At 50.0% G+C, this 25,621-nt stretch carries 21 protein-coding genes and 2 pseudogenes; all 23 read left to right on the top strand.

Annotated elements, in window-relative coordinates; translation table 11 throughout:
• The first annotated feature begins 13 nt into the window (after positions 1–13).
• The 23 genes and pseudogenes from DWZ40_RS13765 (at position 14) to DWZ40_RS13655 (ending at position 25,186) form a co-directional block, all read left to right on the top strand.
• Positions 14–274: an IreB family regulatory phosphoprotein gene (locus DWZ40_RS13765; RefSeq protein ID WP_118543576.1), complete on the top strand. Its 261-nt coding sequence runs from the start codon at positions 14–16 to the stop codon at positions 272–274.
• 235 nt (positions 275–509) lie between these two features.
• A complete protein-coding gene (gene ruvX, locus DWZ40_RS13760) occupies positions 510–929 on the top strand; it encodes a Holliday junction resolvase RuvX (RefSeq protein ID WP_118543575.1) in 420 nt (139 codons plus the stop codon).
• A gap of 53 nt (positions 930–982) precedes the next feature.
• Positions 983–1,252: a DUF1292 domain-containing protein gene (locus tag DWZ40_RS13755; protein ID WP_118543574.1), complete on the top strand. Its 270-nt coding sequence runs from the start codon at positions 983–985 to the stop codon at positions 1,250–1,252.
• A gap of 697 nt (positions 1,253–1,949) precedes the next feature.
• Positions 1,950–3,620 carry a ribonuclease J gene (locus DWZ40_RS13750; protein WP_243103253.1) on the top strand — a complete coding sequence of 557 codons (1,671 nt, stop codon included), beginning with the start codon at positions 1,950–1,952 and terminating at the stop codon, positions 3,618–3,620.
• Between the two features lie 7 nt (positions 3,621–3,627).
• Entirely contained in the window at positions 3,628–4,026 is a 399-nt protein-coding gene (locus DWZ40_RS13745; protein WP_118543573.1) for an endolytic transglycosylase MltG, read from the top strand.
• Complete coding sequence (locus DWZ40_RS13740; protein WP_118543572.1) at positions 4,023–4,670, top strand: O-methyltransferase; 648 nt, start codon at positions 4,023–4,025, stop codon at positions 4,668–4,670. The genes DWZ40_RS13745 and DWZ40_RS13740 overlap by 4 nt, the downstream gene beginning before the upstream one ends.
• A 159-nt stretch (positions 4,671–4,829) precedes the next feature.
• The gene (locus DWZ40_RS13735; RefSeq protein WP_118543571.1) at positions 4,830–6,059 is read left to right on the top strand and encodes a U32 family peptidase; all 1,230 of its coding nucleotides are present in this window, start codon (positions 4,830–4,832) and stop codon (positions 6,057–6,059) included.
• Positions 6,060–6,249: 190 nt separating this feature from the next.
• On the top strand, positions 6,250–6,984 hold the full coding sequence (gene cobJ, locus DWZ40_RS13730; RefSeq protein WP_279220673.1) for a precorrin-3B C(17)-methyltransferase: 735 nt from the start codon (positions 6,250–6,252) through the stop codon (positions 6,982–6,984).
• 19 nt (positions 6,985–7,003) lie between these two features.
• Positions 7,004–8,086, top strand: a complete 1,083-nt coding sequence (cobT, locus tag DWZ40_RS13725) for a nicotinate-nucleotide--dimethylbenzimidazole phosphoribosyltransferase (protein ID WP_118543569.1) — start codon at positions 7,004–7,006, stop codon at positions 8,084–8,086.
• Between the two features lie 4 nt (positions 8,087–8,090).
• On the top strand, positions 8,091–8,843 hold the full coding sequence (gene cobM, locus DWZ40_RS13720; protein WP_118543568.1) for a precorrin-4 C(11)-methyltransferase: 753 nt from the start codon (positions 8,091–8,093) through the stop codon (positions 8,841–8,843).
• Positions 8,844–8,845: 2 nt separating this feature from the next.
• Complete coding sequence (locus DWZ40_RS13715; protein ID WP_118543567.1) at positions 8,846–10,408, top strand: cobyric acid synthase; 1,563 nt, start codon at positions 8,846–8,848, stop codon at positions 10,406–10,408.
• On the top strand, positions 10,405–11,046 hold the full coding sequence (locus tag DWZ40_RS13710; protein ID WP_118543566.1) for a precorrin-8X methylmutase: 642 nt from the start codon (positions 10,405–10,407) through the stop codon (positions 11,044–11,046). Before DWZ40_RS13715 ends, DWZ40_RS13710 begins: the two co-directional genes overlap by 4 nt.
• Before the next feature lie 109 nt (positions 11,047–11,155).
• Positions 11,156–13,441 carry a bifunctional (p)ppGpp synthetase/guanosine-3',5'-bis(diphosphate) 3'-pyrophosphohydrolase gene (locus DWZ40_RS13705; protein WP_118543650.1) on the top strand — a complete coding sequence of 762 codons (2,286 nt, stop codon included), beginning with the start codon at positions 11,156–11,158 and terminating at the stop codon, positions 13,439–13,441.
• A 51-nt stretch (positions 13,442–13,492) separates the two neighbouring features.
• Positions 13,493–14,155, top strand: a complete 663-nt coding sequence (locus DWZ40_RS13700) for an MBL fold metallo-hydrolase (protein ID WP_118543565.1) — start codon at positions 13,493–13,495, stop codon at positions 14,153–14,155.
• Positions 14,152–15,657 (top strand): coproporphyrinogen dehydrogenase HemZ, encoded by a 1,506-nt coding sequence (gene hemZ, locus DWZ40_RS13695; RefSeq protein WP_118543564.1) that lies wholly within the window; start codon positions 14,152–14,154, stop codon positions 15,655–15,657. The genes DWZ40_RS13700 and hemZ overlap by 4 nt, the downstream gene beginning before the upstream one ends.
• A 185-nt stretch (positions 15,658–15,842) precedes the next feature.
• Positions 15,843–17,105, top strand: a complete 1,263-nt coding sequence (gene hisS, locus DWZ40_RS13690; RefSeq protein ID WP_118543563.1) for a histidine--tRNA ligase — start codon at positions 15,843–15,845, stop codon at positions 17,103–17,105.
• 112 nt (positions 17,106–17,217) lie between these two features.
• Positions 17,218–19,020: an aspartate--tRNA ligase gene (aspS, locus tag DWZ40_RS13685; protein WP_118543562.1), complete on the top strand. Its 1,803-nt coding sequence runs from the start codon at positions 17,218–17,220 to the stop codon at positions 19,018–19,020.
• 231 nt (positions 19,021–19,251) lie between these two features.
• The gene (locus tag DWZ40_RS13680; RefSeq protein ID WP_118543561.1) at positions 19,252–19,926 is read left to right on the top strand and encodes a response regulator transcription factor; all 675 of its coding nucleotides are present in this window, start codon (positions 19,252–19,254) and stop codon (positions 19,924–19,926) included.
• Positions 19,926–21,656, top strand: a complete 1,731-nt coding sequence (locus DWZ40_RS13675) for a HAMP domain-containing sensor histidine kinase (protein ID WP_118543560.1) — start codon at positions 19,926–19,928, stop codon at positions 21,654–21,656. The genes DWZ40_RS13680 and DWZ40_RS13675 overlap by 1 nt, the downstream gene beginning before the upstream one ends.
• A 148-nt stretch (positions 21,657–21,804) precedes the next feature.
• Positions 21,805–22,239, top strand: a pseudogene (locus tag DWZ40_RS13670) (chorismate-binding protein); the annotation flags it as partial.
• A gap of 83 nt (positions 22,240–22,322) precedes the next feature.
• A pseudogene (locus tag DWZ40_RS13665) lies at positions 22,323–22,778 on the top strand (indole-3-glycerol phosphate synthase TrpC); the annotation flags it as partial.
• 147 nt (positions 22,779–22,925) lie between these two features.
• Entirely contained in the window at positions 22,926–23,543 is a 618-nt protein-coding gene (locus tag DWZ40_RS13660) for a phosphoribosylanthranilate isomerase (protein ID WP_243035344.1), read from the top strand.
• An 86-nt stretch (positions 23,544–23,629) separates the two neighbouring features.
• A complete protein-coding gene (locus DWZ40_RS13655; RefSeq protein WP_118543557.1) occupies positions 23,630–25,186 on the top strand; it encodes a nitrite/sulfite reductase in 1,557 nt (518 codons plus the stop codon).
• Positions 25,187–25,621 lie beyond the last annotated feature (435 nt).

Genomic DNA, 25,621 nt, shown 5'->3' with positions numbered 1-25,621 from the left:
GGACGTGAAGAACATGGGCGAAATTCATAACACACAGTTTTTTAAAGCAGTACAGGAGAACAAAATGGATGTCAGCCAGGTTTTGGAGCAGGTGTACGTGGCGCTGACGGAAAAAGGTTATAATCCGGTAAACCAGATCGTAGGTTATATTATGTCCGGAGATCCAACCTATATCACCAGCCATAAAGGTGCCAGAAGTCTGATTATGAAAGTTGAGCGTGATGAGATTCTGGAAGAACTGATGTCTGTTTACATCGACGCGAAATTAAAATAAAGAAGACGTGTGCCTGATATCATGAGCGAAAGTGAGTCAGAAAGCTGCCAGCAGATTTCTGGCGAGCCAAAGCATTATGGAGTGATGACATCACGAAATGATGAACGAAAGATAATTGCCAGCCATATCCGTCCGGAGAGGCTGGCAGTTTTGTGTTGCCATGTATCTGAAAATGCTGTAAACGGCAGTTTGAGCAGACGTGTTATACAGAGAATGTGAATAAGGAAAGATTTTTATGAGACTTTTAGGACTGGACTATGGATCCAAAACGGTAGGGGTAGCAGTCTGCGATCCGTTAGGCATAACGGCCCAGGGGGTGGAGACCATCACCCGGAAGGAAGAAAACAAACTGCGTAAGACCCTCGCACGGATTGAAGCTCTTGTGGAGGAATATCAGGTTGAAACCATTGTTTTGGGATATCCTAAGAATATGGATGACTCCATTGGGGAACGTGCAAAGAAAACAGAAGAATTTCGCGATATGCTTGTGCGCAGAACCGGGCTGCCGGTCGTTCTGTGGGACGAGCGTCTGACAACTATTGAAGCAAATGAGATTCTGATCGAAAGCGGAGTGCGCAGAGAAGACCGGAAAAAGGTGATCGACAAGATTGCGGCCACTTTAATTCTGCAGTCTTATCTTGGCTCCCTTAAGTAAAAGGCTACCGTCTGCGCAGTGTGCAGACTATAACAAAAACAGGAGAGAACGTGATGGAAGAGAAAATTACCCTGCGGACCGATACTGGGGAAAATGTAGATTTTTATGTTCTGGAAGAAACCCGGATCAATGGCATGAATTACCTTCTGGTAACCGATTCTGAGGAAGAGGAAGATGGTGAGTGCTATATTTTAAAAGATGTTTCCAAGGCAGAGGACAGCGATGCCGTATACGAATTTGTAGAGAACGATGATGAGATGGACTATCTCTTTAAGATTTTTACCGAGTTAATGGAAGATATGGAAGTAGAACTTCAGAAGTAGGGCTTCAGAAACAGATCTTCAACAAATGGGTCTTCAAAGGAAGCTTTTATGGAAAATAAATTGGAGGAAAATAGAAAGCATGGAGAATCAGAACAATCAGAATGACAAACCGGCAGACAGCTATTCCCAGGCGCCACAGCAGGAAGAAAAGTCTGTCCTGGCGGAACTGGCTGAGTTTGTTTCCAGAAAAAAAGAAGCAGCGGCACAGAACGTAAAAAGCGCGCCGGTGCAGGAAACAAAACAGGATGCAGGGCAGGCAGCGGAGACAAAGAAGTCAGACGATCCGGCGCAGAATGCAAACGGAAAAGAAGAGGGAAAATCCGAAGCGGTACAGGATGAAAATGGTTCCGAGCGACAGGAACGTCCGGTAAGAAATAACCGTGGCAGAGGACCGAGAAGACCAAGAAACACGGAAGCTAAGGCTCCGAAAAAGGAAGAAGGGGCAGAAGGTTTCGAAGAAGGCAGACAGCAGGAAGAAAGAAAACCGCGTACTGCAAGAGGAACGCGCGGCGCGGCTGCACGGGCAGAAAGACCGGCGAGAACAGAAAAAGCATCCCGTGTGGAGAAAAACGATAAGGAAACCGGAGCGGAGAAGCTGGAACGAGCAGAGAAACCGGCAAGAACAGAAAGAAATGCAAGAGCAGAGCGTCCGGCCAAAAGTGAAAAGCCGGTAAGAGCGCCAAAAGCAAAGAATGTTCTGGCAGATACCACCTCCAAGCCAAAGGTACGCATCATCCCGCTTGGCGGTCTGGAGCAGATCGGTATGAACATTACTGCATTCGAGTACGAAGACACCATCGTGGTTGTCGACTGCGGTCTTGCTTTCCCGACCGATGACATGCTGGGAATCGACCTGGTTATCCCGGATGTGACGTATCTGGAGCGCAACATTGATAAAGTCAAAGGTTTCGTGATCACCCACGGACATGAGGACCATATCGGTGCACTTCCGTATATCTTACAGAAGATCAATGTTCCGGTATACGGTACCAAGCTGACCATTGCACTGATCGAGAACAAGTTAAAAGAACACAACCTGATGAAGAGTACCAAGCGCAAAGTGGTAAAACATGGCCAGTCTGTAAACTTAGGCTGCTTCCGCGTGGAGTTCATTAAGACGAACCACAGTATCGCAGATTCTGCAGCACTTGCACTGTTTACCCCGGCAGGCATCATTGTGCATACCGGAGACTTCAAAGTTGATTACACTCCGGTGTTTGGTGATGCATTTGACCTGGCACGTTTTGCAGAGTTGGGAAGAAAAGGCGTGCTGGCACTCTTAAGCGACAGCACGAACGCGATCCGCAAGGGCTTTACGGCTTCCGAGCGTACCGTAGGCAAGACCTTCGATGCAATCTTCGCAGAGCATAAGAACAACCGTATCATCGTGGCAACTTTCGCATCCAACGTAGACCGTGTGCAGCAGATCATCTTTACTGCAGAAAAATACGGACGTAAGGTTGTCGTAGAGGGCCGGAGCATGGTCAATGTCATTGGCACGGCGAATGAGCTGGGCTACATCAACATTTCCGATGGCACCCTCATCGAGATCGACCAGTTAAAGAATTATCCGGACGAGCAGACGGTTCTGATCACCACTGGAAGCCAGGGCGAGTCCATGGCGGCTCTGTCCCGTATGGCATCCGGTCTGCACCGCAAGGTATCCATTAAGCCAAACGATGTCGTGATCATGAGCTCTACCCCGATCCCAGGCAACGAAAAACAGGTAGCGAAAGTCATCAACGAGCTGGCTATGCGCGGTGTTGAGGTCATCACCGAAGATACCCACGTATCCGGTCATGCATGCCAGGAGGAAATCAAGCTCATTTACTCCCTACTGCATCCGAAGTATGCACTTCCGGTACATGGCGAGTACCGTCATTTGATGGCGAACCAGTCCATCGCAACAGCCGTGGGTGTGCCGAAAGAAAATGTCCTGATCATGTCTTCTGGCGATGTTGTGGAGATCTGCGAGGATTCCTGCAAGGTGGTAGACCATGTTCAGCACGGCGGTATCCTGGTAGATGGTCTTGGCGTCGGCGATGTAGGAAACATTGTCCTGCGTGACCGTCAGAACCTGGCACAGAACGGTATCATCATCGTAGTTCTGACCCTGGAGCGTTACAGCAACCAGCTTCTGGCCGGACCGGATATCGTATCCCGCGGATTTGTTTATGTGAGAGAGTCTGAGGATCTCATGGATGAGGCAAAACGTGTGGTAGATGACGCGGTAGCCGACTGCCTGAGCCGTCATGTGACCGACTGGGGCAAGTTAAAGAACATGATCCGTGACAGCTTAAGTGACTTTATGTGGAAACGTATGAAGCGGAATCCGATGATTCTGCCGATCATTATGGAGGTTGAGTAGGCTAGATATGAGCCATATCACCAAGGATATCAACAAAGTGACCGGAGCGGTCATTGGAATATCGGGAAAGCTGATCCTGTATGCCCTTGTGATCCTTCTGCTTGCAGAGGGCATCACAAGAGGTTATGCATTTGGCCATTCCCTGTTTTATGAAAGTTCCGTGGAGCAGGCGCCGGGGCGGGATATTACCGTTACGGTCCCGCAGGGGCAGAAAGATGCTGACACCATCCATGAACTGAAAATAGACGGACTCATTGACAACGAGCTTGCCATGCGGGTCCAGATGAAGTTTTACGATTACGAGATTCATCCGGGAACCTATACGCTGAACACTTCCATGTCATCCAAAAAGATGCTTCAGATCCTGAATGAAAAGGTGGAAGAAGGGGAGGATACGGCGTCATGATGGACCAGGATAGGATCACACAGTATATTCATTCCCTGGACCAGGGACACGGCGCCTTCTGTGACCAGATCGCAAAGACAGCGAGAGCGGGGCGCGTGCCGATCATCCGGAAGGAAACGGCGGTTTTTCTGCAGACTATGGTAGCCTCCAAACAGCCAAAGCATATTTTGGAGGTTGGAACTGCAGTCGGTTATTCCGCTCTTTTGATGGCACAGGTCATGCCGGAAAATACGGATATCATCACGATTGAAAAATACGAACCGCGCATTCCCGTGGCACGGGAGAATTTTGAAAAAGCAGGAATGTCTGACCGGATCACCCTTTTAGAGGGCGATGCAGGAGCCATTTTAAAAGTACTGGACGGACCATTCGACTTTATCTTCATGGATGCGGCCAAGGGACAATATATCCACTGGCTGCCGGACATTGTCCGTCTGTTATCCGCAGGTGGCGTACTTTTTTCCGACAATGTGCTGCAGGACGGCGATATCATAGAATCCCGGTTCGCGGTCGAGCGCCGCAACCGCACGATTCATGCGCGCATGCGGGAATATCTGTATACACTGACGCATATGCCGGAGTTTCAGACCAGCGTGATCCCGATTGGGGATGGCGTTGCGTTAAGCGTGAAAATCAGTGGATAAATATTGTCTGCAAGACGAAAATTGTGGATAACATGGCAACAGAAATCTTGCAGCTGCAAAGACTGACAGGAATAAAAGACTGACAGGAATAAAAGACTGGCAGGAATATACGCAGCCGCTGCAAGAGCGTAGCATAGAAATAAATAACAGGAAAAAATTATGAGAAAAACAGAATTACTGATACCGGCAGGCAGCCTGGATGTCTTAAAAACAGCAGTCATCTACGGTGCGGATGCCGTATATCTGGGAGGAGAGGCGTTCGGTCTCAGAGCCAAGGCAAAGAATTTTACCAATGAAGAAATCAAGAAAGGCATCGCGTTTGCACATGAGCGCGGGGTAAAGGTTTATATCACAGCCAATATCCTGGCGCACAACGACGATCTGGCCGGTGTGGAGCAGTACTTTGAGGAGTTGAAGGAAATCCGTCCGGATGCCCTCATCATTTCCGATCCGGGTGTATTTGCCATCGCAAAGCGCGTACTTCCGGACATGGAACTGCATGTCAGCACACAGGCAAACAACACCAACTACGGAACCTATCTCTTCTGGCATCAGCTGGGGGCAAAGCGTGTGGTATCGGCCCGTGAGCTTTCCTTAAAGGAAATCAAAGAAATCCGTGCACACATTCCGGACGATATGGAAATCGAAAGCTTTATTCACGGAGCTATGTGTATCTCCTATTCCGGTCGGTGCCTGCTGAGCAACTTCCTGGTGGGAAGAGACGCAAACCAGGGTGCCTGCACGCATCCATGCCGTTGGAAATATTCCGTTGTGGAAGAAACCAGACCGGGCGAGTATATGCCGGTTTACGAAAATGAGCGCGGCACCTACATCTTCAACTCCAAGGATCTGTGCATGATCGAGCACATTCCGGAGCTGATCGATGCCGGTATCGACAGCTTTAAGATCGAGGGCCGCATGAAGACAGCCCTGTATGTGGCAACCGTAGCCCGCACCTACCGCAAGGCGATCGATGATTACAAGAAGGATCCGGCCCTGTACCAGAAAAATATGGAATGGTACAAAGAAGAAATCGGCAAATGCACTTACCGTGAATTTACTACCGGTTTTTACTTCGGAAAGCCGACGACCGACAGCCAGATTTACGACAGCAACACCTATGTGAAAAATTACACTTATCTCGGTACCGTAGAGGAAGTCCGGGAAGATGGATGCTGCCGCATTGAGCAGAAAAATAAGTTCACTGTAGGTGAGCAGATCGAGATCATGAAGCCGGACGGCCGCAATATCCTGGTAACCGTAAAATCCATTACCGATGAAGACGGAAATGCCATGGAGAGCGCACCACATCCGAAGCAGATTTTATGGGTAGACCTTGGATATGAGGTCAGCCCTTATGATATTTTAAGAAGAAGTGAAATGGAATAACGATTTATTTAACTTTAATGGGGTCGTGTGACTTGCTTTTCGGCAACTCACGCGACCCTTATCATGTATTTCATGTTATTTGTGGATATGCGTTTCTGTGGACTTTTGCCCGGAAATCTTCTATAATATTCCCCATGAAATCGCACGCAGAAACGTGCGAATGCATGACAGGAAAGATGAGGAAAAATCAGTGAAGAATCTTGTGTATGTGGTCGGCATGGGACCGGGAAATTTTGACCAGATGACGTTTGAGGCGCGAAAGGCGTTGGAGCAGAGTGATGTGATCGTGGGGTATACGGTGTATGTGGATCTTCTGAGGGAGTATTTTCCAGAAAAGCAGTTTTTGACAACGCCGATGCGGAAAGAAGTTGAGCGCTGCCGCATGGCATTTGAAGAAGCTAGGAAAGGACAGTGTGTTGCCATGGTCTGCAGCGGGGATGCAGGAGTGTATGGTATGTCTGGGCTGATCCTGGAACTGCAGGAGGAATACCCAGAATGTCAGGTGGAGGTGATCAGTGGTGTGACAGCAGCATTGGCAGGAGGTGCAGTGCTTGGAGCTCCGCTGATGCATGATTTTGCAGTGATCAGCTTAAGCGACCTTTTGACACCATGGGAGAAAATTGAAAGACGGCTCCGCTGTGCAGCGGAAGCAGACTTTTCAATTTGCATTTACAATCCGTCCAGCAAGAAACGGGCGGATTATTTAAAACGTGCCTGCGAGATTATTCTGGAGCAGACAAAGGAAGACCGGGTTTGTGGTATTGTGAGCAATATTGGCCGGGAAGGGCAGAGTGCCCGTGTGCTGCTTTTAAGTGAATTAAAAGATACACAGGTGGATATGTTTACCACAGTGTTTATCGGAAATTCCCAGACGAGAAAGATTGGGGAGCGGATGGTGACACCAAGAGGGTACCGCATCGGATAAAAAGAAAGTGAGATGTAACATGGAACAATATCTGGAAAAGCAGCTTAGCTGCCTTTGCAAGAGCGTGCGCCCGGCAGATGCCCTTGCCGTGGAAGCAGCGAAGCGCCATTGGAACGGGATTGCGAAGCCATTGTACGGACTTGGAAAATTTGAGGAGCTTCTGGTCAAGATCGCAGGAGTCCAGAAGACGGAAGATATCTGTCTGAATAAAAAAGCAGTCGTGGTATTCTGTGCCGACAATGGTGTGGTGGCAGAGGGGGTAACCCAGACAGACAGCAGTGTGACAGCTGTCGTGACCGAGAATTTTGCCCGGGGAATTGCCAGTGTCAACCGCATGGCAGCGGTTGCCGGGGCAGATGTGATCCCGGTTGATATTGGCGTGCTGGGAGAAATCAAAGAGCCGGGGGTCCGAAATTGCCGTATTGCGAATGGCACGAAGAATATGAGAAAGGAACCGGCTATGAGTCATGAACAGGTTTTGGAAGCGATCCACACCGGGATTACGCTTGCGTCGGAGCTTAAGGATGCAGGCTATGATCTTCTGGCAGTCGGGGAGATGGGAATTGGCAATACGACGACCAGCAGTGCCGTGGCCAGTGTGCTTTTGCAGGCTCCGGTAGAGCTTGTGACCGGCCGTGGTGCCGGACTTTCCAATGCCGGACTGGAAAAGAAGATCGAGGTCATTAAAGAAGCCATTGCCCTGCATCAGCCGGACCCGGAAGATCCGCTGTCAGTTCTGGAGGCGGTAGGTGGTTTTGATGTTGCCGGGATGTGCGGCCTGATGCTTGGAGGGGCGATTTACCGGATCCCGGTTGTGCTAGATGGGCTGATCTCCCTGGTGGCAGCGCTTTTGGCGCAGAAGCTTTGTCCTCAGGTGACAGACTTTTTGCTTCCTTCCCATATGGGAAAGGAACCGGCCTGTGCCATGGCGATGGAAAAACTGGGATTAGAGGCCAGTATTTATGGAAATCTGGCGCTGGGCGAAGGGACCGGAGCGGTTATGCTGTTTCCGCTTTTGGATATGGCAGAAGCTGTGTACCGGGAAAACAGTACATTTGAGGAAATTCATGTGGGGGCGTACCAGGAATTTAAGGAGGAGTAAACTTATGATCTATTTTATCGGAGCCGGACCGGGTGACCCGGAACTGATCACTGTAAAGGGAAAACGCCTGATCGATGAGGCAGATATCATCATTTATGCGGGTTCCCTTGTGAATCCCCAGGTGCTTTCCGGAGCAAAGCCGGAGGCAGAGATTTACAACAGCGCGACCATGCATCTGCAGGAAGTGCTTGATGTAATGAAGCGCGGCGTGAAAGCAGGAAAAAAGGTGGTCCGTGTCCACACGGGTGACCCGTCCATTTATGGTGCACACCGGGAGCAGATGGTAGAACTGGATAAGCTTGGAATCCCGTATGAAATCGTACCGGGTGTCAGTTCCTTTTTGGCGGCAGCGGCCAGCTTAAAGCGGGAGTACACGCTTCCGGGTGTGAGTCAGACTGTCATCCTGACCCGCATGGAAGGACGGACTGCAGTGCCAGAGCGGGAACAGATCGAGGCACTGGCAGCACATCAGACGACTATGGTTATTTTCTTAAGTGTCGGGGAGATCGTGGAACTGGGCAGACGGCTGCAGGCGGGCGGTTATCCGGCAGATACTCCGGCGGCTGTGGTGTATAAGGCTTCCTGGGAAGACCAGAAAATTGTGACAGGAACGCTTGCAGATATTGCGGATAAAGTAAAAGAAGCAGGCATCCGCAAGACAGCACTTGTCACGGTGGGTCGTTTCCTTGGAGATACGTTTGAACTTTCCAAGCTTTATGACGCACATTTTACAACGGAATTCCGTCAGGGGGTTTAGGAATGGCAAAGAAAATCATGATCCAGGGAACCATGTCCAATTCGGGAAAAAGCTTTCTGGCGGCGGCGTTGTGCCGGATTTTGAAACAGGACGGACTTTCCGTGGCTCCGTTTAAATCCCAGAATATGGCGTTGAATTCTTATATCACGAAAGACGGGCTGGAGATCGGACGGGCACAGGCGATGCAGGCTGAGGCAGCAGGCATTGCTCCTACGGTGGATATGAACCCGATCCTGTTAAAGCCGACCAGCCAGATGGGAAGCCAGGTGATCGTAAACGGGGAAGTGTTCGGCAATTTAAGAGCTATGGATTATTACCGGAGAAAAACCGAGTTCATCCCGGCTGTGAGGGAGGCATTTGAGCGTCTGGAAAGCCAGTACGATGCCATTGTCTTAGAAGGTGCGGGAAGTCCGGCAGAGATCAACCTGCGGGACAATGATATCGTGAATATGGGAATGGCAAAGATCGCCAATGCGCCGGTGCTTCTGGTCGGGGATATTGACCGGGGCGGCGTGTTTGCGTCGCTTTATGGAACGGTAAGTCTTCTGGAACCGGAGGAGCGGGCGCGCATCAAAGGACTGGTGATCAATAAATTCCGTGGTGATGTGAAGATTCTGGAGCCAGGTCTTCGTATGATTGAGGAGCGGCTTCATATTCCGGTCGTTGGCGTGATCCCGATGGAACAGATTGACTTAGATGATGAGGACAGTCTGTCGGACCGTCTGGTGCGGACCGAGGTGCAGGAGGGACTCGATGTGGCAGTGATCCATCTGCCGCATATCTCCAACTTTACGGATTTTAATGCACTGGAGCATTATGAAGGTGTTTCCCTGCGGTATGTGGACCGGACGGCGCATCTGGGACATCCGGATCTGATCCTTTTGCCTGGAACCAAAAATACGATGGCAGATTTAAAATGGCTGCGGGAGAGCGGCCTGGAAGCCTTGATCCAGAGACTGGTGAAAGAGGAGCAGGTGCCGCTGATCGGAATCTGCGGCGGCTATCAGATGTTAGGGGAGCGGCTTTCTGACCCGGAGGGTGTGGAAGGCGAGCCGGGAAGCTCTATGCGCGGCATGGAACTTCTGGCTGCGGAAACCATTTTTGCAGCGGAAAAGACCAGGACACAGACCGAAGGAACGCTGCAGGAACTGCCGGGAATTTATGCAGCATGTGCGGGACAGACCGTGAAAGGATATGAGATCCACATGGGGGAGACATTCCGGACAGAAATAGAAGCTGGAAATAGTGACATTTCTCATGAAAAGGGTGAAATAGCCCCGGCAGTCCGCCTTGCAGACGGCCGCATGGATGGATTCGTGCGGACAGATGGCCTGGTGTTCGGAAGTTATCTGCACGGCATCTTCGACAATCTGGAGTTTACCGGAGCCATTTTAAACCAGCTTGCAGAAAAAAAAGGCATCAGCCTGACTGCAACGGCAAAAAGCATGGAAGAATATAAGGAAAGCCAGTACGATAAGCTGGCAGATCTGGTACGGAGGTCTCTGGATATGGAGGCGGTATACCGTATTATGGAGGAATATGAATCAGAAAGGACAACATTATGATAGAAGAAATGCAGTGGGTCCGTCCGGAGGAGATCGAGGCCCGCAGTATGGCGATCATCGAGTCAGAGATGCCAAAGGGCAGCTGGAGTGCAGGGGAGCTGGCTGTGGTCAAGCGCTGCATTCACACGGCGGCAGATTTTGATTACGCAGAGAATCTGTATTTTTCTCCTCATGCTGTGGAGCAGGCCGTGGCTATGATGAAGAGCGGAAACGGCTTTACCATTGTAACCGATACCAACATGGCACTCGCAGGTGTGAATAAGGCGGCATTAAAGCAGTTGAATGGAGCGGTGCGCTGCTTTATGGCAGACCCGGATGTGGCAGCGGAGGCGAAGGAGCGCGGGGTGACCCGCGCCATCGTCAGCATGGAGCGCGCGGCAAAGCTTTCCGGTCCGGTCATCTTTGCAATCGGAAATGCGCCTACTGCGCTGATCCGTCTCTATGAGATGATGCAAACTGGTGAGATCCACCCGGATTTCATCATCGGGACTCCGGTTGGGTTTGTGAATGTCGTGGAATCGAAAGAACTCATCTGTCAGTCGGATGTTTCCTGCATCGTTGCGCGCGGCAGAAAAGGCGGCAGTAACATTGCGGCAGCTGTGTGCAATGCGCTGATGTATCAGGTTACCAGGGCTTAGAAATCAGTTAAAAGGCCTAAAAGGCGGACTACGGGACGTAATGCTTGCATTTTCCGACAAAAATATTTATAATGATTTAATAACTATGCTCAAAAAGGTGGCTTTTTCTATGGCAAAAGAACAGACGGAGAAGAAAATGGACATTGAGCTGGAAAATCCCGCAGATTTTACCAGCCCGGAAGAATTGTATGAGGACCTGATCCGCAGTATCCGGAAGTATCATCCTTCGGACGATATCTCCCTGATCGAAAAGGCGTACAAGATCGCGCATGAGGCCCATAAGGATCAGAAACGAAAGTCGGGTGAACCTTACATCATTCACCCTCTTTGTGTTGCCATTATCCTGGCAGACCTGGAGATGGATAAAGAGACGATCGCAGCGGGTATCCTTCACGATGTTGTCGAGGATACGGTTATGACGTTAGACGAGCTCTCCAAGGAGTTTGGACCGGAGGTAGCGCTTTTGGTAGACGGTGTTACCAAGCTGACCCAGCTGTCCTGGTCGAAGGATAAGGTCGAGATGCAGGCAGAGAACCTGCGAAAAATGTTCCTTGCCATGGCAAAAGATATCCGCGTGATCCTCATCAAGCTGGCAGACCGTCTGCACAACATGCGTACGCTGCAGTATATGAAACCGGAAAAGCAAAAAGAAAAAGCCCGTGAGACCATGGAAATTTATGCGCCGATCGCCCATCGCCTTGGTATTTCCAAGATCAAGGTAGAGCTGGATGATCTTTCCTTAAAATATCTGCAGCCGGAGGTTTATTATGACCTGGCTGAGAAGATTTCCCTTGGAAAGGATGCGCGCGAGGAGTTTGTTAAGGGCATTGTAGATGAAGTTTCCGCCCATATGAAAGGAGCAGGCATTGAGGCGAAGGTAGATGGCCGCGTCAAACATTTCTTCAGCATTTACCGGAAAATGGTTAACCAGCACAAGACACTGGACCAGATCTACGATCTGTTTGCGGTCCGCATCATTGTCGAAACCGTGAAGGACTGTTATGCGGCACTTGGTGTCATCCATGAGCTGTACAAGCCGATCCCGGGACGGTTCAAGGATTATATTGCCATGCCGAAGCCGAACATGTACCAGTCCCTGCATACGACGCTGATCGGCAGCAACGGTCAGCCGTTTGAAATCCAGATCCGTACCTTTGAGATGCACCGTACCGCGGAATATGGTATCGCAGCACACTGGAAATACAAGGAGAGCGGCAGCGGCAAGATCGCGGCAGGCGACGAAGCTGCGAAGTTATCCTGGCTGCGCCAGATCCTGGAGTGGCAGAAGGATGCCAGCGACTCCAAAGAGTTCTTAAGCATGGTAAAGGGTGATCTGGACTTATTCTCTGAGAATGTTTACTGCTTTACCCCGTCTGGTGATGTCAAGACACTGCCGAGCGGTTCCACGACCATTGACTTTGCCTACTCTATCCACAGTGCTGTCGGCAACAAGATGGTGGGGGCAAGGGTCAACGGCAAGCTGGTACCGATCGAGTATGTGGTCCAGAACGGTGACCGTATCGAAGTCATCACATCCCAGAATTCCAAGGGACCGAGCCGGGACTGGCTGTCTCTGGTGAAGAGCACCCAGGCAAAGAACAAGATCAACCAGTGGTTCAAGAGTGAGTTAAAGGAAGACAATATTGTACGTGGTAAAGAACTGATCGACCGCTACTGCAAGACCAAGGGGATCAACTTTGGTGACTTAAACAAGCCGGAGTTCCAGGAAAAGGTGATGCAGCGTTATGCGTTCCGTGACTGGGATTCAGTTCTGGCTTCCATTGGACACGGCGGCTTGAAAGAAGGCCAGGTCATCAACAAGATGATCGAGGAACGTGCCAAGAAAACCCGCAAGGAAGTTACCGATACCAACATTTTAGACGGTCTTAGTGAGATGTCCGGTAACAAAGCCGAGGTCAGCAAGAAGTCCAAGGGCGGCATTATGGTCAAGGGGATCCACGATGTGGCAGTCCGTTTCTCACGGTGCTGCAGTCCGGTGCCGGGCGACGAGATCGTGGGCTATGTGACCCGCGGTCGCGGCGTTTCCATTCACCGTACCGACTGCGTAAACATTATCAACCTTCCGTCAGAGGAGCGTACCAGACTCATCGAAGCAGAGTGGCAGCAGCCGGAGAATGATACAGACAGCAAGGAGCGCTACACCACAGAGATCCAGATCTACGCAAATAACCGGATCGGTATGTTTGTCGATATTTCCAAGGTATTTACGGAGCGTCAGATCGACATCACTTCTATGAATGTGCGCACCAGCAAGCAAGGCAAGGCCACCATCATCATGACGTTTGATATTCATGGAATTGAAGAACTGAACCGCCTGACTGACAAGTTAAGACAGATCGAGGGCGTGATCGATATAGAGAGGACTGCGGGATAGTTGTTCCGCAGTTTTTCTTTTCATTTATCAAATGGGAAAAAGGAGCAAAACATGAGCAATTTTCGAATAAAAACCTACGTGCTGGGCGGCATCAGCACAAACTGCTATCTTGTATTTTGCGAGGGAGAAAAGGCGGCGGTGATCATCGATCCGGCCGACAATGCGGACTACCTGGTCAGCAAATGCCGGGAGTTTGGCGTGGAGCCGGAGGCTGTGCTTTTAACGCATGCACATTTCGACCATATGATGGCGGCAGATGATATCCGCAAGACATACGGCTGTAAGCTTTATGTGCATATGGACGATGAGAAGATGTTAAATGATCCGTCCCTGAATCTTTCCGGGACCATGGGAACCGAGCAGGTCAGCATCAGCGCAGATCATTTGCTGCGCGATGGCGATGTGCTGCACTTTTTGAACCGGGAGTGGAAGGTTATGGCAACACCGGGACATACCGCGGGTTCTGTCTGTTATTACATCCCGGAAGAAGAGGTGGTCTTCAGTGGAGATACCTTATTTGCAGAGTCTTTAGGCCGGACCGATCTTCCGACTGGAAGTATGTCTGCAATCGTGCATTCTATCGCGGAAAAACTTCTTGTATTGCCGGATGAGATCATGGTTTATCCGGGCCACGGCGATGCCACGACGATTGCCCATGAAAAGCAGTACAATCCGGTGGCTGCGTATGTGAGAAAGGGAGGCAGACAGGGATGATTGGAATTTTGTTAAACGACAGTGCCTATGAGCAGGACATCCGGGAACTTCTGATGGCATTTTACCCGGGGCAGACGTTCGCGCACGAGATGCAGGATGATCTGGACTTTTTCGTGGAAGGAACGGTAAATGAAGACCACACAGAGTTTAATCTGTGTCTGGGACATCTGGGAAGAAGTTCTTTTGCGGCGCTTTCCATGGAAGCGCTGGAGCCTGGCGTGCGTGCAGAGCTTCAGGCGGCAGCGGAAAGCAGCGTTTTAAAGGTTGATTACGAGAATCGTTTCGAGACGAAGAACAAGATCAAGCGCAGACTCTATGTGCTGCTGATGCAGCAGACCGGAAAACTCCTTCCGTGGGGAACCTTAACCGGCATCCGTCCGACCAAGATCGCTATGACCAAATTTGTGGAGGGAGAGAGTGCGGAAAGCATCTTCCACCACATGAAGGACACTTACTTTACCGGCAACGAGAAGATCAACTTAAGCATTGAGATTGCCCAGAGAGAGCGCCAGTTGCTTTCCACAATCGACTATAAAGAAGGATACAGTCTGTATGTCGGCATTCCGTTCTGTCCGACCACCTGTCTGTACTGTTCCTTCACCTCTTATCCGATCGGAAAGTGGAAGGACCGCACCCATGAGTATCTGGATGCGTTATTCAAAGAGCTGGACTATGTGGCAGAGAAGAAAAAGGGCTGTACCCTGGATACCGTCTACTTTGGCGGCGGTACCCCGACTTCCCTCTCGCCTGAGGATCTGGATCAGCTCATCACCAAATTGAAAGCAACCTTCGATTTCTCTACCGTCCAGGAGTTTACGGTGGAGGCAGGACGTCCGGACAGCATTACCCGGGAAAAACTGGAGGTCTTAAAGAAACACGGGGTCGGTCGTATTTCCATCAACCCGCAAACCATGAAGCAGGACACCTTGCGGCTCATCGGACGCCGTCATACCGTAGAGGATGTGGTGGACCGCTTTCAGCTTGCGCGGGAAGTCGGCTTTGACAACATCAATATGGATCTGATCATCGGACTGCCGGAGGAAACGTTAGAGGACGTGCAGGCGACCATGGAAGCCGTGAAGGCGCTGGCGCCGGACAGCGTGACCGTGCACTCTTTAGCAATCAAGCGTGCAGCACGCTTAAACACCATGAAAGAAGTCTATAAGGACTTAAAGATTGAGAATACCCAGGAGATGATCGACCTGACAGCCCGCTACGCAAGAGAAATGGGGCTGGAACCGTATTATCTGTACCGCCAGAAAAATATGGCAGGCAATTTTGAGAACGTGGGCTATGCAGCGCCGGGAAAGGCCTGTATCTATAACGTGCTGATCATGGAGGAACAGCAGACCATCATCGGCTGCGGAGCAGGAACCACGACCAAGCGTCTTTTCCCGGAGGAAAACCGCATCGAGCGCTGTGAGAATGTCAAAGACGTGGAGCAGTACATCAGCCGTGTGGATGAGATGATCGAGCGGAAAGAGAAACTATTTGCGCAGTAAGGAAACCGCAGTGTAACTTTGTTGCCGGGCACGTACGTGCAAACAGAAATAAAACTTTTGCTGGACATCCCGTAACTTACATACTTGCGATTGCATTTTGTGTTTTAGAATAGTATAATCTTTAGGAATATGTGATTTTTCAGATACACAGAGAGATTTACAAAGATAGAAAACGGAGAAAGAATATGGCATTGAAAAAGAAGCCGGTTACCGGCATGCGTGATATCCTGCCGGCAGAGATGCAGGTGCGGGAATATGTGATGAACCAGATCCGTGAAACCTACCGCAGTTTCGGATTTACCCAGGTGGAGACTCCGTGTGTGGAGCATATCGAGAACCTGACCAGTAAGCAGGGCGGTGACAACGAGAAGCTGATCTTCAAGATCTTAAAGCGCGGCGAGAAGCTGAACCTTGAGACTGCTGAAACAGAGAATGATTTAACAGACAGCGGACTCCGCTACGACCTGACCCTGCCGCTGTCCCGTTATTATTCCAACAACGGCGCACAGCTGCCGAGCCCGTTCAAGGCTCTGCAGATGGGCAGTGTATGGCGTGCAGACCGTCCGCAGCGCGGCCGTTTCCGCCAGTTCACCCAGTGTGATATCGATATTTTAGGCGATGCAACCAATATGGCTGAGATCGAGCTGATCCTGGCTACGACCACAGCACTTGGCAAGATCTGTCCGAAAAACGCATTTACCGTGCGCATCAATGACCGCGGTATCTTAAAGGGTATGGCACTTTACTGCGGTTTCCCGGAGGATGGACTGGATCAGGTCTTCATCACCCTGGATAAGATGGACAAGATCGGTCTGGACGGCGTAAAGACAGAGCTTCTGGAACTTGGCTATGCACAGGAGAGCGTAGAAAAGTATGCAGACCTGTTAGCAAATCTGGGCGAGGATGCAGCAGCAGTCCGCGGTCTGGGTGAAACCTTAGCCGGTGTGTTAGATGCAAAGACTGCAGAGAATCTGGCTAACATTATGGATACCGTGACCGAGGTTGCGGAAACTGATTTCAAGCTGGCCTTTGACCCGACTCTGGTGCGTGGTATGTCTTACTATACCGGAACCATTTTTGAGGTTTCCATGGAAGGCTTCGGCGGTTCCGTTGCAGGTGGCGGAAGATACGACAAGATGATCGGCAAGTTCACCGGCCAGGATACCCCGGCCTGCGGCTTCTCCATTGGATTCGAGCGTATCGTTACCATTCTTATGGAGCAGGGCGGCGAAATCGAGAACGCAGCTCCGAAGAAAGCATACCTCATCGAAAAGGGTATGGACCAGTCCCGCTTCGGTCAGATCATGAAACAGGCTATGGACGAGCGTAAAGCCGGTGTCCAGGTGCTGGTTTCCATGATGAACAAGAACAAGAAGTTCCAGAAGGAGCAGCTGAATAAGGAAGGCTACACAGAGTTTGTAGAGTTCTACAAAGAAGCACTGAAATAAAGAAAAACTTTGAAATAAGAAATCAGCTTTAAAATAATAAGGTTTAAATGAGAACCATTATAAATTCAGAAGAACCACGGAGTGATCCGTGCTGAAATAAGGAGACAAAACCATGGCAGAATCAATGCTGGGACTGAAACGGTCCCATCGGTGTACGGAAGTCACCACAGCAAACATCGGTCAGGACGTGACCGTAATGGGCTGGGTGCAGAAAAGCAGAAACAAGGGCGGAATCATCTTCGTAGATTTACGTGACCGCTCCGGTATCCTGCAGATCATCTTTGAGGAGAGCGACTGCGGCGCAGAGAGCTTCGCAAAGGCAGAAAAGTTAAGAAGTGAATATGTCATTGCAGTAACCGGCCGTGTTGAGGCACGTTCCGGCGCAGTCAATGAGAACCTGGCGACCGGCGCGATCGAGGTACGTGCCAACAGCCTGCGCATCTTATCTGAGTCCGAGACTCCGCCATTCCCGATTGAGGAGAACTCCAAGACCAAAGAGGAGCTGCGCTTAAAATACCGTTTCCTGGATTTAAGAAGACCGGATATGCAGCGTAACCTGCTTCTTAGAAGTAAGATCGCTATCCTTACCAGACAGTTCCTGGCAGAGGAAGGATTTTTAGAGATTGAAACCCCGACCCTTATCAAGAGTACTCCGGAGGGAGCAAGAGACTACCTGGTACCGAGTCGTGTGCATCCGGGTTCTTTCTATGCGCTTCCGCAGTCCCCGCAGCTCTTTAAGCAGCTCTTAATGTGCTCTGGCTATGACCGTTACTTCCAGCTGGCACGCTGCTACCGCGATGAGGACCTGCGTGCAGACCGTCAGCCGGAGTTCACCCAGATCGATATGGAGCTTTCCTTCGTAGACGTAGACGATGTGATTGATGTCAACGAACGTCTCTTACACAAGCTGTTCAAGGAAATCTTAAACGTAGAGATTCCACAGCCGATTCCGCGTATGACCTGGCAGGAGGCTATGGACCGTTTCGGTTCTGATAAGCCGGACCTGCGTTTTGGTATGGAGTTAAAGAATGTATCCGATGTAGTCAAAGACTGCGAGTTCGTCGTATTCAAGAGCGCACTCGAAAACGGCGGTACCGTCCGTGGTATCAACGCAGAGGGACAGGGCCATATGCCGCGTAAGAAGATCGACGCACTGGTTGAGTTCGCAAAGGGCTACGGCGCAAAGGGTCTTGCTTACATCGCAATCCAGGAGGACGGCAGCTACAAGTCTTCCTTCGCGAAATTCATGACCGAGGACCAGATGGCAGCCCTCATTTCCGCTATGGATGGTAAGCCGGGCGACCTGCTGTTATTCGCAGCAGATAAGAACAAAGTTGTATGGGATGTTCTGGGCAACCTGCGTCTGGAGATCGCACGCCAGCTTGACCTCTTGAAGAAAGACGACTACAAGTTCCTGTGGGTAACTGAGTTCCCGTTACTGGAGTACTCCGAGGAGCAGGGACGTTTCGTGGCAATGCATCACCCATTCACCATGCCGATGGACGAAGACTGGCACCTGATCGATACCGATCCGGGCGCAGTACGCGCAAAAGCATACGATATCGTATTAAACGGTACCGAGATCGGTGGTGGTTCCGTTCGTATCCACCAGAGCGACATCCAGTCCAAGATGTTCGAGGTACTGGGCTTCACACCGGAGAAGGCACAGGAGCAGTTCGGCTTCCTGCTTGAAGCATTCAAGTACGGAGTACCGCCGCACGCTGGTCTGGCATACGGCCTTGACCGTGTGGTTATGCTGATGGGCGGCTGCGACAGCATCCGTGAGGTCATTGCATTCCCGAAGGTAAAGGATGCCTCCTGCCTGATGACCGAGGCACCGACCCCGGTAGATCCGAAGCAGCTTGAGGAGCTTGGCATCGAGGTGTGCGAAGAAGCTGGGAAGACAGAAGAATAAAAACGCAATAAATTTGATGAGGAAAAGGGCTCTGGAATGCTGCCATATGGCGGCATTCCGGAGCCCTTTTACACAGTTCGGGTTGTATCTGTGAAATCTCTGTGAAAACGTGGAAAACCAGAAAAATATCTGCTAAAATGGGGAAAAAGAAGGAAAACTGCAGGCTGCAGGGTACAGTCAGCAGCTGAAATTCTGTGTGAATCAGCATATGCAGAGAGGAGACGATACATAATGGATTCCTTAAAAATATTAGTAGTAGACGATGAAGCCAGAATGCGCAAGCTGGTCAAAGACTTCCTGACGATCAAGGGCTTTTCCGTGATCGAGGCGGAGGACGGCGAGCAGGCGGTCGATATTTTTTTTAAACAGAAAGATATTTCACTGATCATTCTGGATGTGATGATGCCGAAAATGGACGGCTGGGAAGTTTTGAAGACGGTGCGCCAGTATTCCCAGGTGCCAGTCATCATGCTGACAGCCCGGGGTGAGGAGCGCGATGAACTCCAGGGCTTTAAGCTTGGAGTGGATGAGTATATTTCCAAACCGTTCAGCCCGAAGATTCTGGTCGCGAGAGTGGAGGCGATTCTGCGCCGGTCCAACGTAGCGGTGAGCGAGACCATGGAAGTGGGCGGTATCCGCATTGACAAGGCGGCGCACCTGGTCGAGATTGACGGAAAACCGGTTGACTTAAGTTACAAAGAGTTTGAACTTTTGACTTACTTTATGGAAAACCAGGGCATTGCGCTGTCCAGGGAGAAGATTTTGAACAATGTCTGGAATTATGATTATTTCGGGGATGCCCGCACGATCGATACCCACGTTAAAAAACTGCGCAGCAAGATGGGTGAGAAGGGCAATTATATCAAGACCATCTGGGGTATGGGGTATAAATTCGAGGTAGACTGATGAAGCATAAAAAAGTTTTTCAATTTCATTCGATCCGCCACCGGATCATGCTGATCTTTGTAGGGCTTATGGCGGCGATGCTCTTTGCCATCTGGGGGGTCAATTCCTGGTGGCTGGAGCGCTATTATGTGGATCAGAAACTGAAGGTGATGGAAGAGGCTTATACCGATATTGATACAGTCATCCAGGAAAAGGTCGGGGAAAATGAAAATATCGGAGATGTCCTGAAATCAGAGTTGGAGCAGGAGTGGGAAATCTGGAAGCAGACGGCAAAAGGCGAGGAAGATTCCGATAATGCCGATGCTTCAGGTGAAACATCCGGCACAGACACACTGGAAGAATCTTCCAATCAGGCTGACGAGGTTCCGGCAGAAGATCTTCCGACCGACCTGCCGCAGGAGCAGGGAACGCTTCTTGGGACGATCCGCAGCTACAGTGAGCAGAACAATATTGCCATGACCCTGATCGACAGTGATACGGGAAAAGCCCTGATCACCTCCGGGCGTGACAGTGACTTCCTGACCCAGAAGCTGCAGCGCTATGTACTGGGTAAGGGCCAGAAGCACATGCAGGTGTTAAAACAGCACGACAATTATGTGGTTGAGAAGAACATGGATTTCCGTTCCAGCGGAACCTATATGGAAAGCTGGGGCTATTTTTCCGACAACCGGACCATGTTCATCATGTCCATGCCGCTTGCAAGCATCCGGGAGAGCGTGGAGTTGTCCAACCGGTTTACTACCTGGGTCGGTCTGATCGCGCTGGTATTTGGAAGTGCCCTGATGTGCTTTGTGACCAACCGTATCACCAAGCCGATCTTGAAATTATCTTCTCTGTCCGAGGAGATGTCAAAGCTGAATTTTGATGTTGCTTATGAGGACGACGCAGAGGATGAGGTCGGTATTCTGGGGCGCAGCATGAACTCGCTGTCCCACAGCTTGAAAGATGCCATTGGTGCGCTGCAGGCTGCGAACAAACAGCTGCAGCACGATATTGATGAAAAAATCCAGATCGATGAGATGCGAAAGGAATTCATCGCGAATGTTTCCCATGAATTAAAGACGCCGATCGCGCTGATCCAGGGCTATGCAGAAGGTCTTTGCGACGGCATGTGTGAGGATGTGGAAAGCCGCAATTACTACTGCGAGGTCATCATGGATGAAGCCAACAAGATGAATAAGATGGTGCGTCAGCTGCTGACCTTGACGGCTTTGGAATTCGGAAACGATACTCCGAGTATCGAAGCCTTCGATGTTTCAGAACTGGTTCATGACCTGATCAATTCCTCCAGCATCCTGATCCAGCAGAATGAGGCAAAGGTAACCGTGGACATGCCGGAGATTCTTATGGTCATGGGTGATGAATTCAAGATCGAGGAGGTTGTGACGAACTATCTCACCAATGCCATGAACCATCTTGGCGGGGAACATCAGATCCGCATCTGGAGTGATGTAACCGATAAAGTGGCGAAGATTCATGTATACAATAATGGCAATCCGATCCAGGAGGAAGACCTGCCGAACCTGTGGACGAAATTCTACAAGGTGGACAAGGCCCGCACCCGCGCTTACGGCGGAAGCGGCATCGGACTTTCGATCGTCAAGGCAATCATGGAAGCTCATCACCAACAGTATGGCGTGGCAAACCGGGAAGACGGCGTGGAGTTCTGGTTTACGCTGGCGCTTGCGCCGGAAATTCCGGAAGATCAGGAACCGGCAGAAAATCCATAACGGCGAAGCTTTAGAAAAGTCCCAAAACTGACAGCCCTAGAAGAAACCTGGCAGAAACACAGGACGGCATTTTCGGCGAAAAAGAACAAAAGAAAATAGAGAGACGGGAGGCTGAGAACCGTCAGAACGCAGCTTGTTAAATGGACCGCTGGAAAAATATATGGCAGTGGAGCGTTACTCCCATGTGATGCATATCGGTTCTACAGTAGGCGGTCAGATCCGACCAGAATATGATGCGGTCGATGCGGTCGATGCACTTTTGCCGGCAGGCACCCTTTCCGGAGCACCAAAGTTTAGGGCCTGTGAGATCATCCAGGAGCTGGAGGGCGGCAGGCGCGGCATTTATGGCGGAGCTATCGGGTATCTGGATTTCTCAGGAAACCTGGATGTCTGCATTGCGATCCGCATCGCTTATGCCAAGAAAGGCAAGGTCTATGCTCGTTCCGGCGCCGGAATTGTGGCTGACAGTGTCCCGGAAAGTGAATATCAGGAATGTCTGAATAAGGCAAAGCAGATTCCATTCAGGCTGGGATTGATCTTGCAAAAGAAAGGATCGACAGCGGAAAAGCTGCCGCACAGCTGAAAAAATTTGTGGAGTTGTCGAATCAGTAGATGGAAATTATGCAATGCAATTGAAAATTCCGCAGAATACCGTTGTGGCAGCAGATTTCTGTTCCGGTTCTGCGCAAAGACTTTACGGTGGATTCCTATATGATCGACCAGGCAAAGGTCCTTGGTGCGTCGGCCGTGCTTCTGATCTGTGCGATCCTGGACGATGGCGAGCTGCGCGAGTATATGGCACAGGCAAAAGCGCTGGGACTTTCTGTGCTGGTAGAAGCTCACGATGCAAATGAGGTGGAGCGTGCCTTAAAAGCAGGTGCTTCGGTGATCGGTGTCAACAACCGGGATCTCAGAACCTTTGAAGTGGATGTAACGAATTTCGTACGCCTGCGCAAGATGGTGCCGCCGGAAGTTGTATTTGTGTCAGAAAGCGGCATCCGTGGGTCGGAAGATACGAAGGTTTTGTATGAAAATGGAACGGACGCAGTGCTGATCGGGGAAATCCTGATGCGCAGTCCGGATAAAAAGGCAGCACTGGCGCAGTTTCGACAGAAACGATAAACGGAGAAGTGCGCTGCAATGCGTAAGCAGTAACAGAAAAACATGCTGTAATATGCAGAAGAAAATCCGTTGCTGTTTGCGCAACGCGTGAACAGTAACGAAAATCAGGCATGCAGCAGAAAACATAGGAAAATGGGAGCAAGAAACGTGACAAAAATAAAAATCTGCGGCCTAAGACGCCCGGAAGATATTCAGGCAGTCAATCAATATTTCCCGGATTATGCAGGCTTCGTATTTGCTCCGGAGAAACGTCAAATTACCCCGGGACAGGCAGAAAAGCTTTCCGGAATGTTGAATCCGGATATTTGCCCAGTAGGCGTTTTTGTGAATGAATCCGAAGATATTATCTGCCGCCTGGCAGACTCCGGCGTGATCCGTGCGATCCAGTTCCATGGCCAGGAGACAGAAGAACAGATCCACCGGATGAAAAACCGCTTCCCGGATATTCCGGTGATCCGTGCAGTGTCCATGAAACAGGATCATGAATTAAAACGCTGGGATGCAAGTGAAGCGGATTATCTTTTGCTGGATGCCGGAAGCGGCGGAACCGGACATACCTTCGATCACAGCCTGATCACGCAGGCAGGAGCAATTCAAAAACCATGGTTTTTAGCTGGCGGTATGCGGGCAGACAATGTGCGGGAAGCAATTCAGACGTTTCATCCGTTTGGAGTAGACTGCAGCAGCGGAGTGGAAACAGAAGGAATGAAAAACCCGGTGAAAATCCGGCAGACCATAGAAAATGTACGAAAGCCATTTTCATGAAAAGTGAAGTGTGATAGAATCAAAAGCATCTGGGAAAATCAGGTGCTTTTTGATTTTTCGACAAATCACATTAGGAGGAGAAGGTTATGGAAATCAGAAATGACCAGGACTGGAAACAGGATATTCCGGCGTTTCGGGAAAAAACAGCTGCATTTTATGCTGGAGAACTCAGTAAGGATGCTTACAAAGGTTTTTCAGGTTTATATGGAAGTTATGCACAGAAAGGCGGCAAGGCCAGCATGCTGCGCCTGCGTATGACCGGTGGCTGTGTGACAAAGGAAAAACTGAAATTTGTTGCAGATACGATCCGGAAATATCAGCTGCACAAGGCACACTTTACTACCTGCCAGACCATTCAGCTGCATGATCTGGATGGGGCAATCGTTGCCGATATTATGGAACAGGCTCTGGATGTTGGAATCGTCACCATGGGAGGAGGTGGAGACTTTCCGCGTAATGTGACCTGCAGTCCGCTTTCTGGTGTAGAGAAGGAAGAATATTTCAATGTACTGCCATGGGCAAAGGCAGCAGGCGAATACCTGATGGGCTTTATCCGTGCGGAAAAAATGCCGCGTAAGCTGAAAGTGGCTTTTTCCAGTTCTCCAAAGAATCTCTCCCATGCGACTTACCGGGATCTCGGCTTTGCAGCCCGCCCGGATGGATGCTTTGATGTTTATAGCGCGGGAGGACTTGGAAACAATCCGCGTTTTGGCGTACTGATCGCAGAGGCAGTAAAACCGGAAGATATCTGCTATTACATCAAGGCAATGTGGCTGACCTTCCGCGCCTATGGAAATTATGAAAATCGTGGTAAAGCCAGAAGCCGCTATATGCAGGAAAGTCTCGGTGGTGCAGAAAATTACAGAAAAGCATTTCTGGAAAAGCTGGATGAGGTCTATGCGTCTGGCGAGGATCTGAAGCTTCGGGTTCAGAAAATGGAAGTGAATAAGACCGGAGATGGCAGCACGGTTTCTGATAGCCGTGCTTTGGAACAGAAACAGGAAGGCCTTTATACTGTGCTGTGGCATCCGATCGGAGGACAGCCGGATCTTTCTGTACTGTGTGCGCTCAGCGATGCGCTTCAGAAAATGGATGAAGCAGAAATGCGCCTTGCACCGGATGAGACTGCGTATATCATCAATCTGACTGGCGAAGAGGCTAAAAAAGTTCTGGCGATCACAGCGGATAATACTGCCAAGACCGAGTTTGAGGCATCCGTAAGCTGCATCGGTGCATCGGTCTGCCAGGTCGGCGTGCGGGATTCCCAGGCACTTTTGCAGGCGTGCGTAAAAGCAGTGCGGGAAGCAGACCTTCCGGCAGATGCACTTCCGAAAATCCATATTTCCGGATGCCCGTCCTCCTGTGGTACACACCAGACCGGTGTCCTGGGATTTCGCGGAGCTGCAAAGAGGGTAAATGACAAAACGGAATCTGCGTTTCTTCTATACTTAAATGGATGTGAGGAACAGGGAAAGGAAAAGATGGGAGAAGAACTGGGGACGATTCTGGAAAGTCAGATTCCAGAGTTTTTAGTAATGCTCGGAAAGACCGTTGCAGAAACTTCACTCAGCTTCACTCAGTGGAACCTTGAAAATCCAGATGGAGTAAGAAAGGCAGCGGCTTCATTCATAGCGATGCAGTAGGTCAGAAGTTCCATACATATGGGAAAAAACATGTTTTCCACGATTTCCGCGAAAAAGGTGAATTACAAAAGTAAATTCCACTTTGCGCAAAAAAATGAAAAAAGTTGAAAAATACTGTTGACATTTGTCGTGACATTTGATATTATAATCCTCGCCCCGTGAGAACGGGGCAGGGAAATGAAAAACTTCCAAAAATAAATTAAAAAAGTTGTTGACAAAGCGAAAACAATGTGATAATATATAACACGTTGCTGCTGAGAACAACAGCAAATGAACCTTGAAAATGAAAGATTGAACAGTGTTTAAAACCCTGAAAATTCTAATAAAAAAGAGTCCTGGTTGGACATCTTTGAATGAGAAAATTCAGAACAAAAACAAACCAAACAACAGTAGAACGGTTTAAAATTAGCTAGTAGCGATTTTTGAACCGGGAAA

This window comes from Clostridium sp. AF32-12BH, assembly GCF_003477935.1.
Lineage (GTDB): Bacteria > Bacillota > Clostridia > Lachnospirales > Lachnospiraceae > Brotaphodocola.
Note: the sequence above shows the minus strand (reverse complement) of the source record. Positions and strands in the feature narration are given on the sequence as shown.

What these genes read in the sequence shown, in the direction of transcription:
- hisS (WP_118543563.1), top strand. Translation starts at nt 15,843, where the DNA reads ATGGCATTGAAAAAGAAGCCGGTTACCGGCATGCGTGATATCCTGCCG.
- DWZ40_RS13705 (WP_118543650.1), top strand. Translation starts at nt 11,156, where the DNA reads ATGGCAAAAGAACAGACGGAGAAGAAAATGGACATTGAGCTGGAAAAT.
- DWZ40_RS13755 (WP_118543574.1), top strand. Translation starts at nt 983, where the DNA reads ATGGAAGAGAAAATTACCCTGCGGACCGATACTGGGGAAAATGTAGAT.
- DWZ40_RS13735 (WP_118543571.1), top strand. Translation starts at nt 4,830, where the DNA reads ATGAGAAAAACAGAATTACTGATACCGGCAGGCAGCCTGGATGTCTTA.
- hemZ (WP_118543564.1), top strand. Translation starts at nt 14,152, where the DNA reads ATGATTGGAATTTTGTTAAACGACAGTGCCTATGAGCAGGACATCCGG.
- DWZ40_RS13740 (WP_118543572.1), top strand. Translation starts at nt 4,023, where the DNA reads ATGATGGACCAGGATAGGATCACACAGTATATTCATTCCCTGGACCAG.
- DWZ40_RS13680 (WP_118543561.1), top strand. Translation starts at nt 19,252, where the DNA reads ATGGATTCCTTAAAAATATTAGTAGTAGACGATGAAGCCAGAATGCGC.
- cobM (WP_118543568.1), top strand. Translation starts at nt 8,091, where the DNA reads ATGATCTATTTTATCGGAGCCGGACCGGGTGACCCGGAACTGATCACT.
- DWZ40_RS13710 (WP_118543566.1), top strand. Translation starts at nt 10,405, where the DNA reads ATGATAGAAGAAATGCAGTGGGTCCGTCCGGAGGAGATCGAGGCCCGC.
- aspS (WP_118543562.1), top strand. Translation starts at nt 17,218, where the DNA reads ATGGCAGAATCAATGCTGGGACTGAAACGGTCCCATCGGTGTACGGAA.
- DWZ40_RS13765 (WP_118543576.1), top strand. Translation starts at nt 14, where the DNA reads ATGGGCGAAATTCATAACACACAGTTTTTTAAAGCAGTACAGGAGAAC.
- DWZ40_RS13700 (WP_118543565.1), top strand. Translation starts at nt 13,493, where the DNA reads ATGAGCAATTTTCGAATAAAAACCTACGTGCTGGGCGGCATCAGCACA.
- cobT (WP_118543569.1), top strand. Translation starts at nt 7,004, where the DNA reads ATGGAACAATATCTGGAAAAGCAGCTTAGCTGCCTTTGCAAGAGCGTG.
- DWZ40_RS13715 (WP_118543567.1), top strand. Translation starts at nt 8,846, where the DNA reads ATGGCAAAGAAAATCATGATCCAGGGAACCATGTCCAATTCGGGAAAA.
- DWZ40_RS13675 (WP_118543560.1), top strand. Translation starts at nt 19,926, where the DNA reads ATGAAGCATAAAAAAGTTTTTCAATTTCATTCGATCCGCCACCGGATC.
- DWZ40_RS13655 (WP_118543557.1), top strand. Translation starts at nt 23,630, where the DNA reads ATGGAAATCAGAAATGACCAGGACTGGAAACAGGATATTCCGGCGTTT.
- DWZ40_RS13745 (WP_118543573.1), top strand. Translation starts at nt 3,628, where the DNA reads ATGAGCCATATCACCAAGGATATCAACAAAGTGACCGGAGCGGTCATT.
- ruvX (WP_118543575.1), top strand. Translation starts at nt 510, where the DNA reads ATGAGACTTTTAGGACTGGACTATGGATCCAAAACGGTAGGGGTAGCA.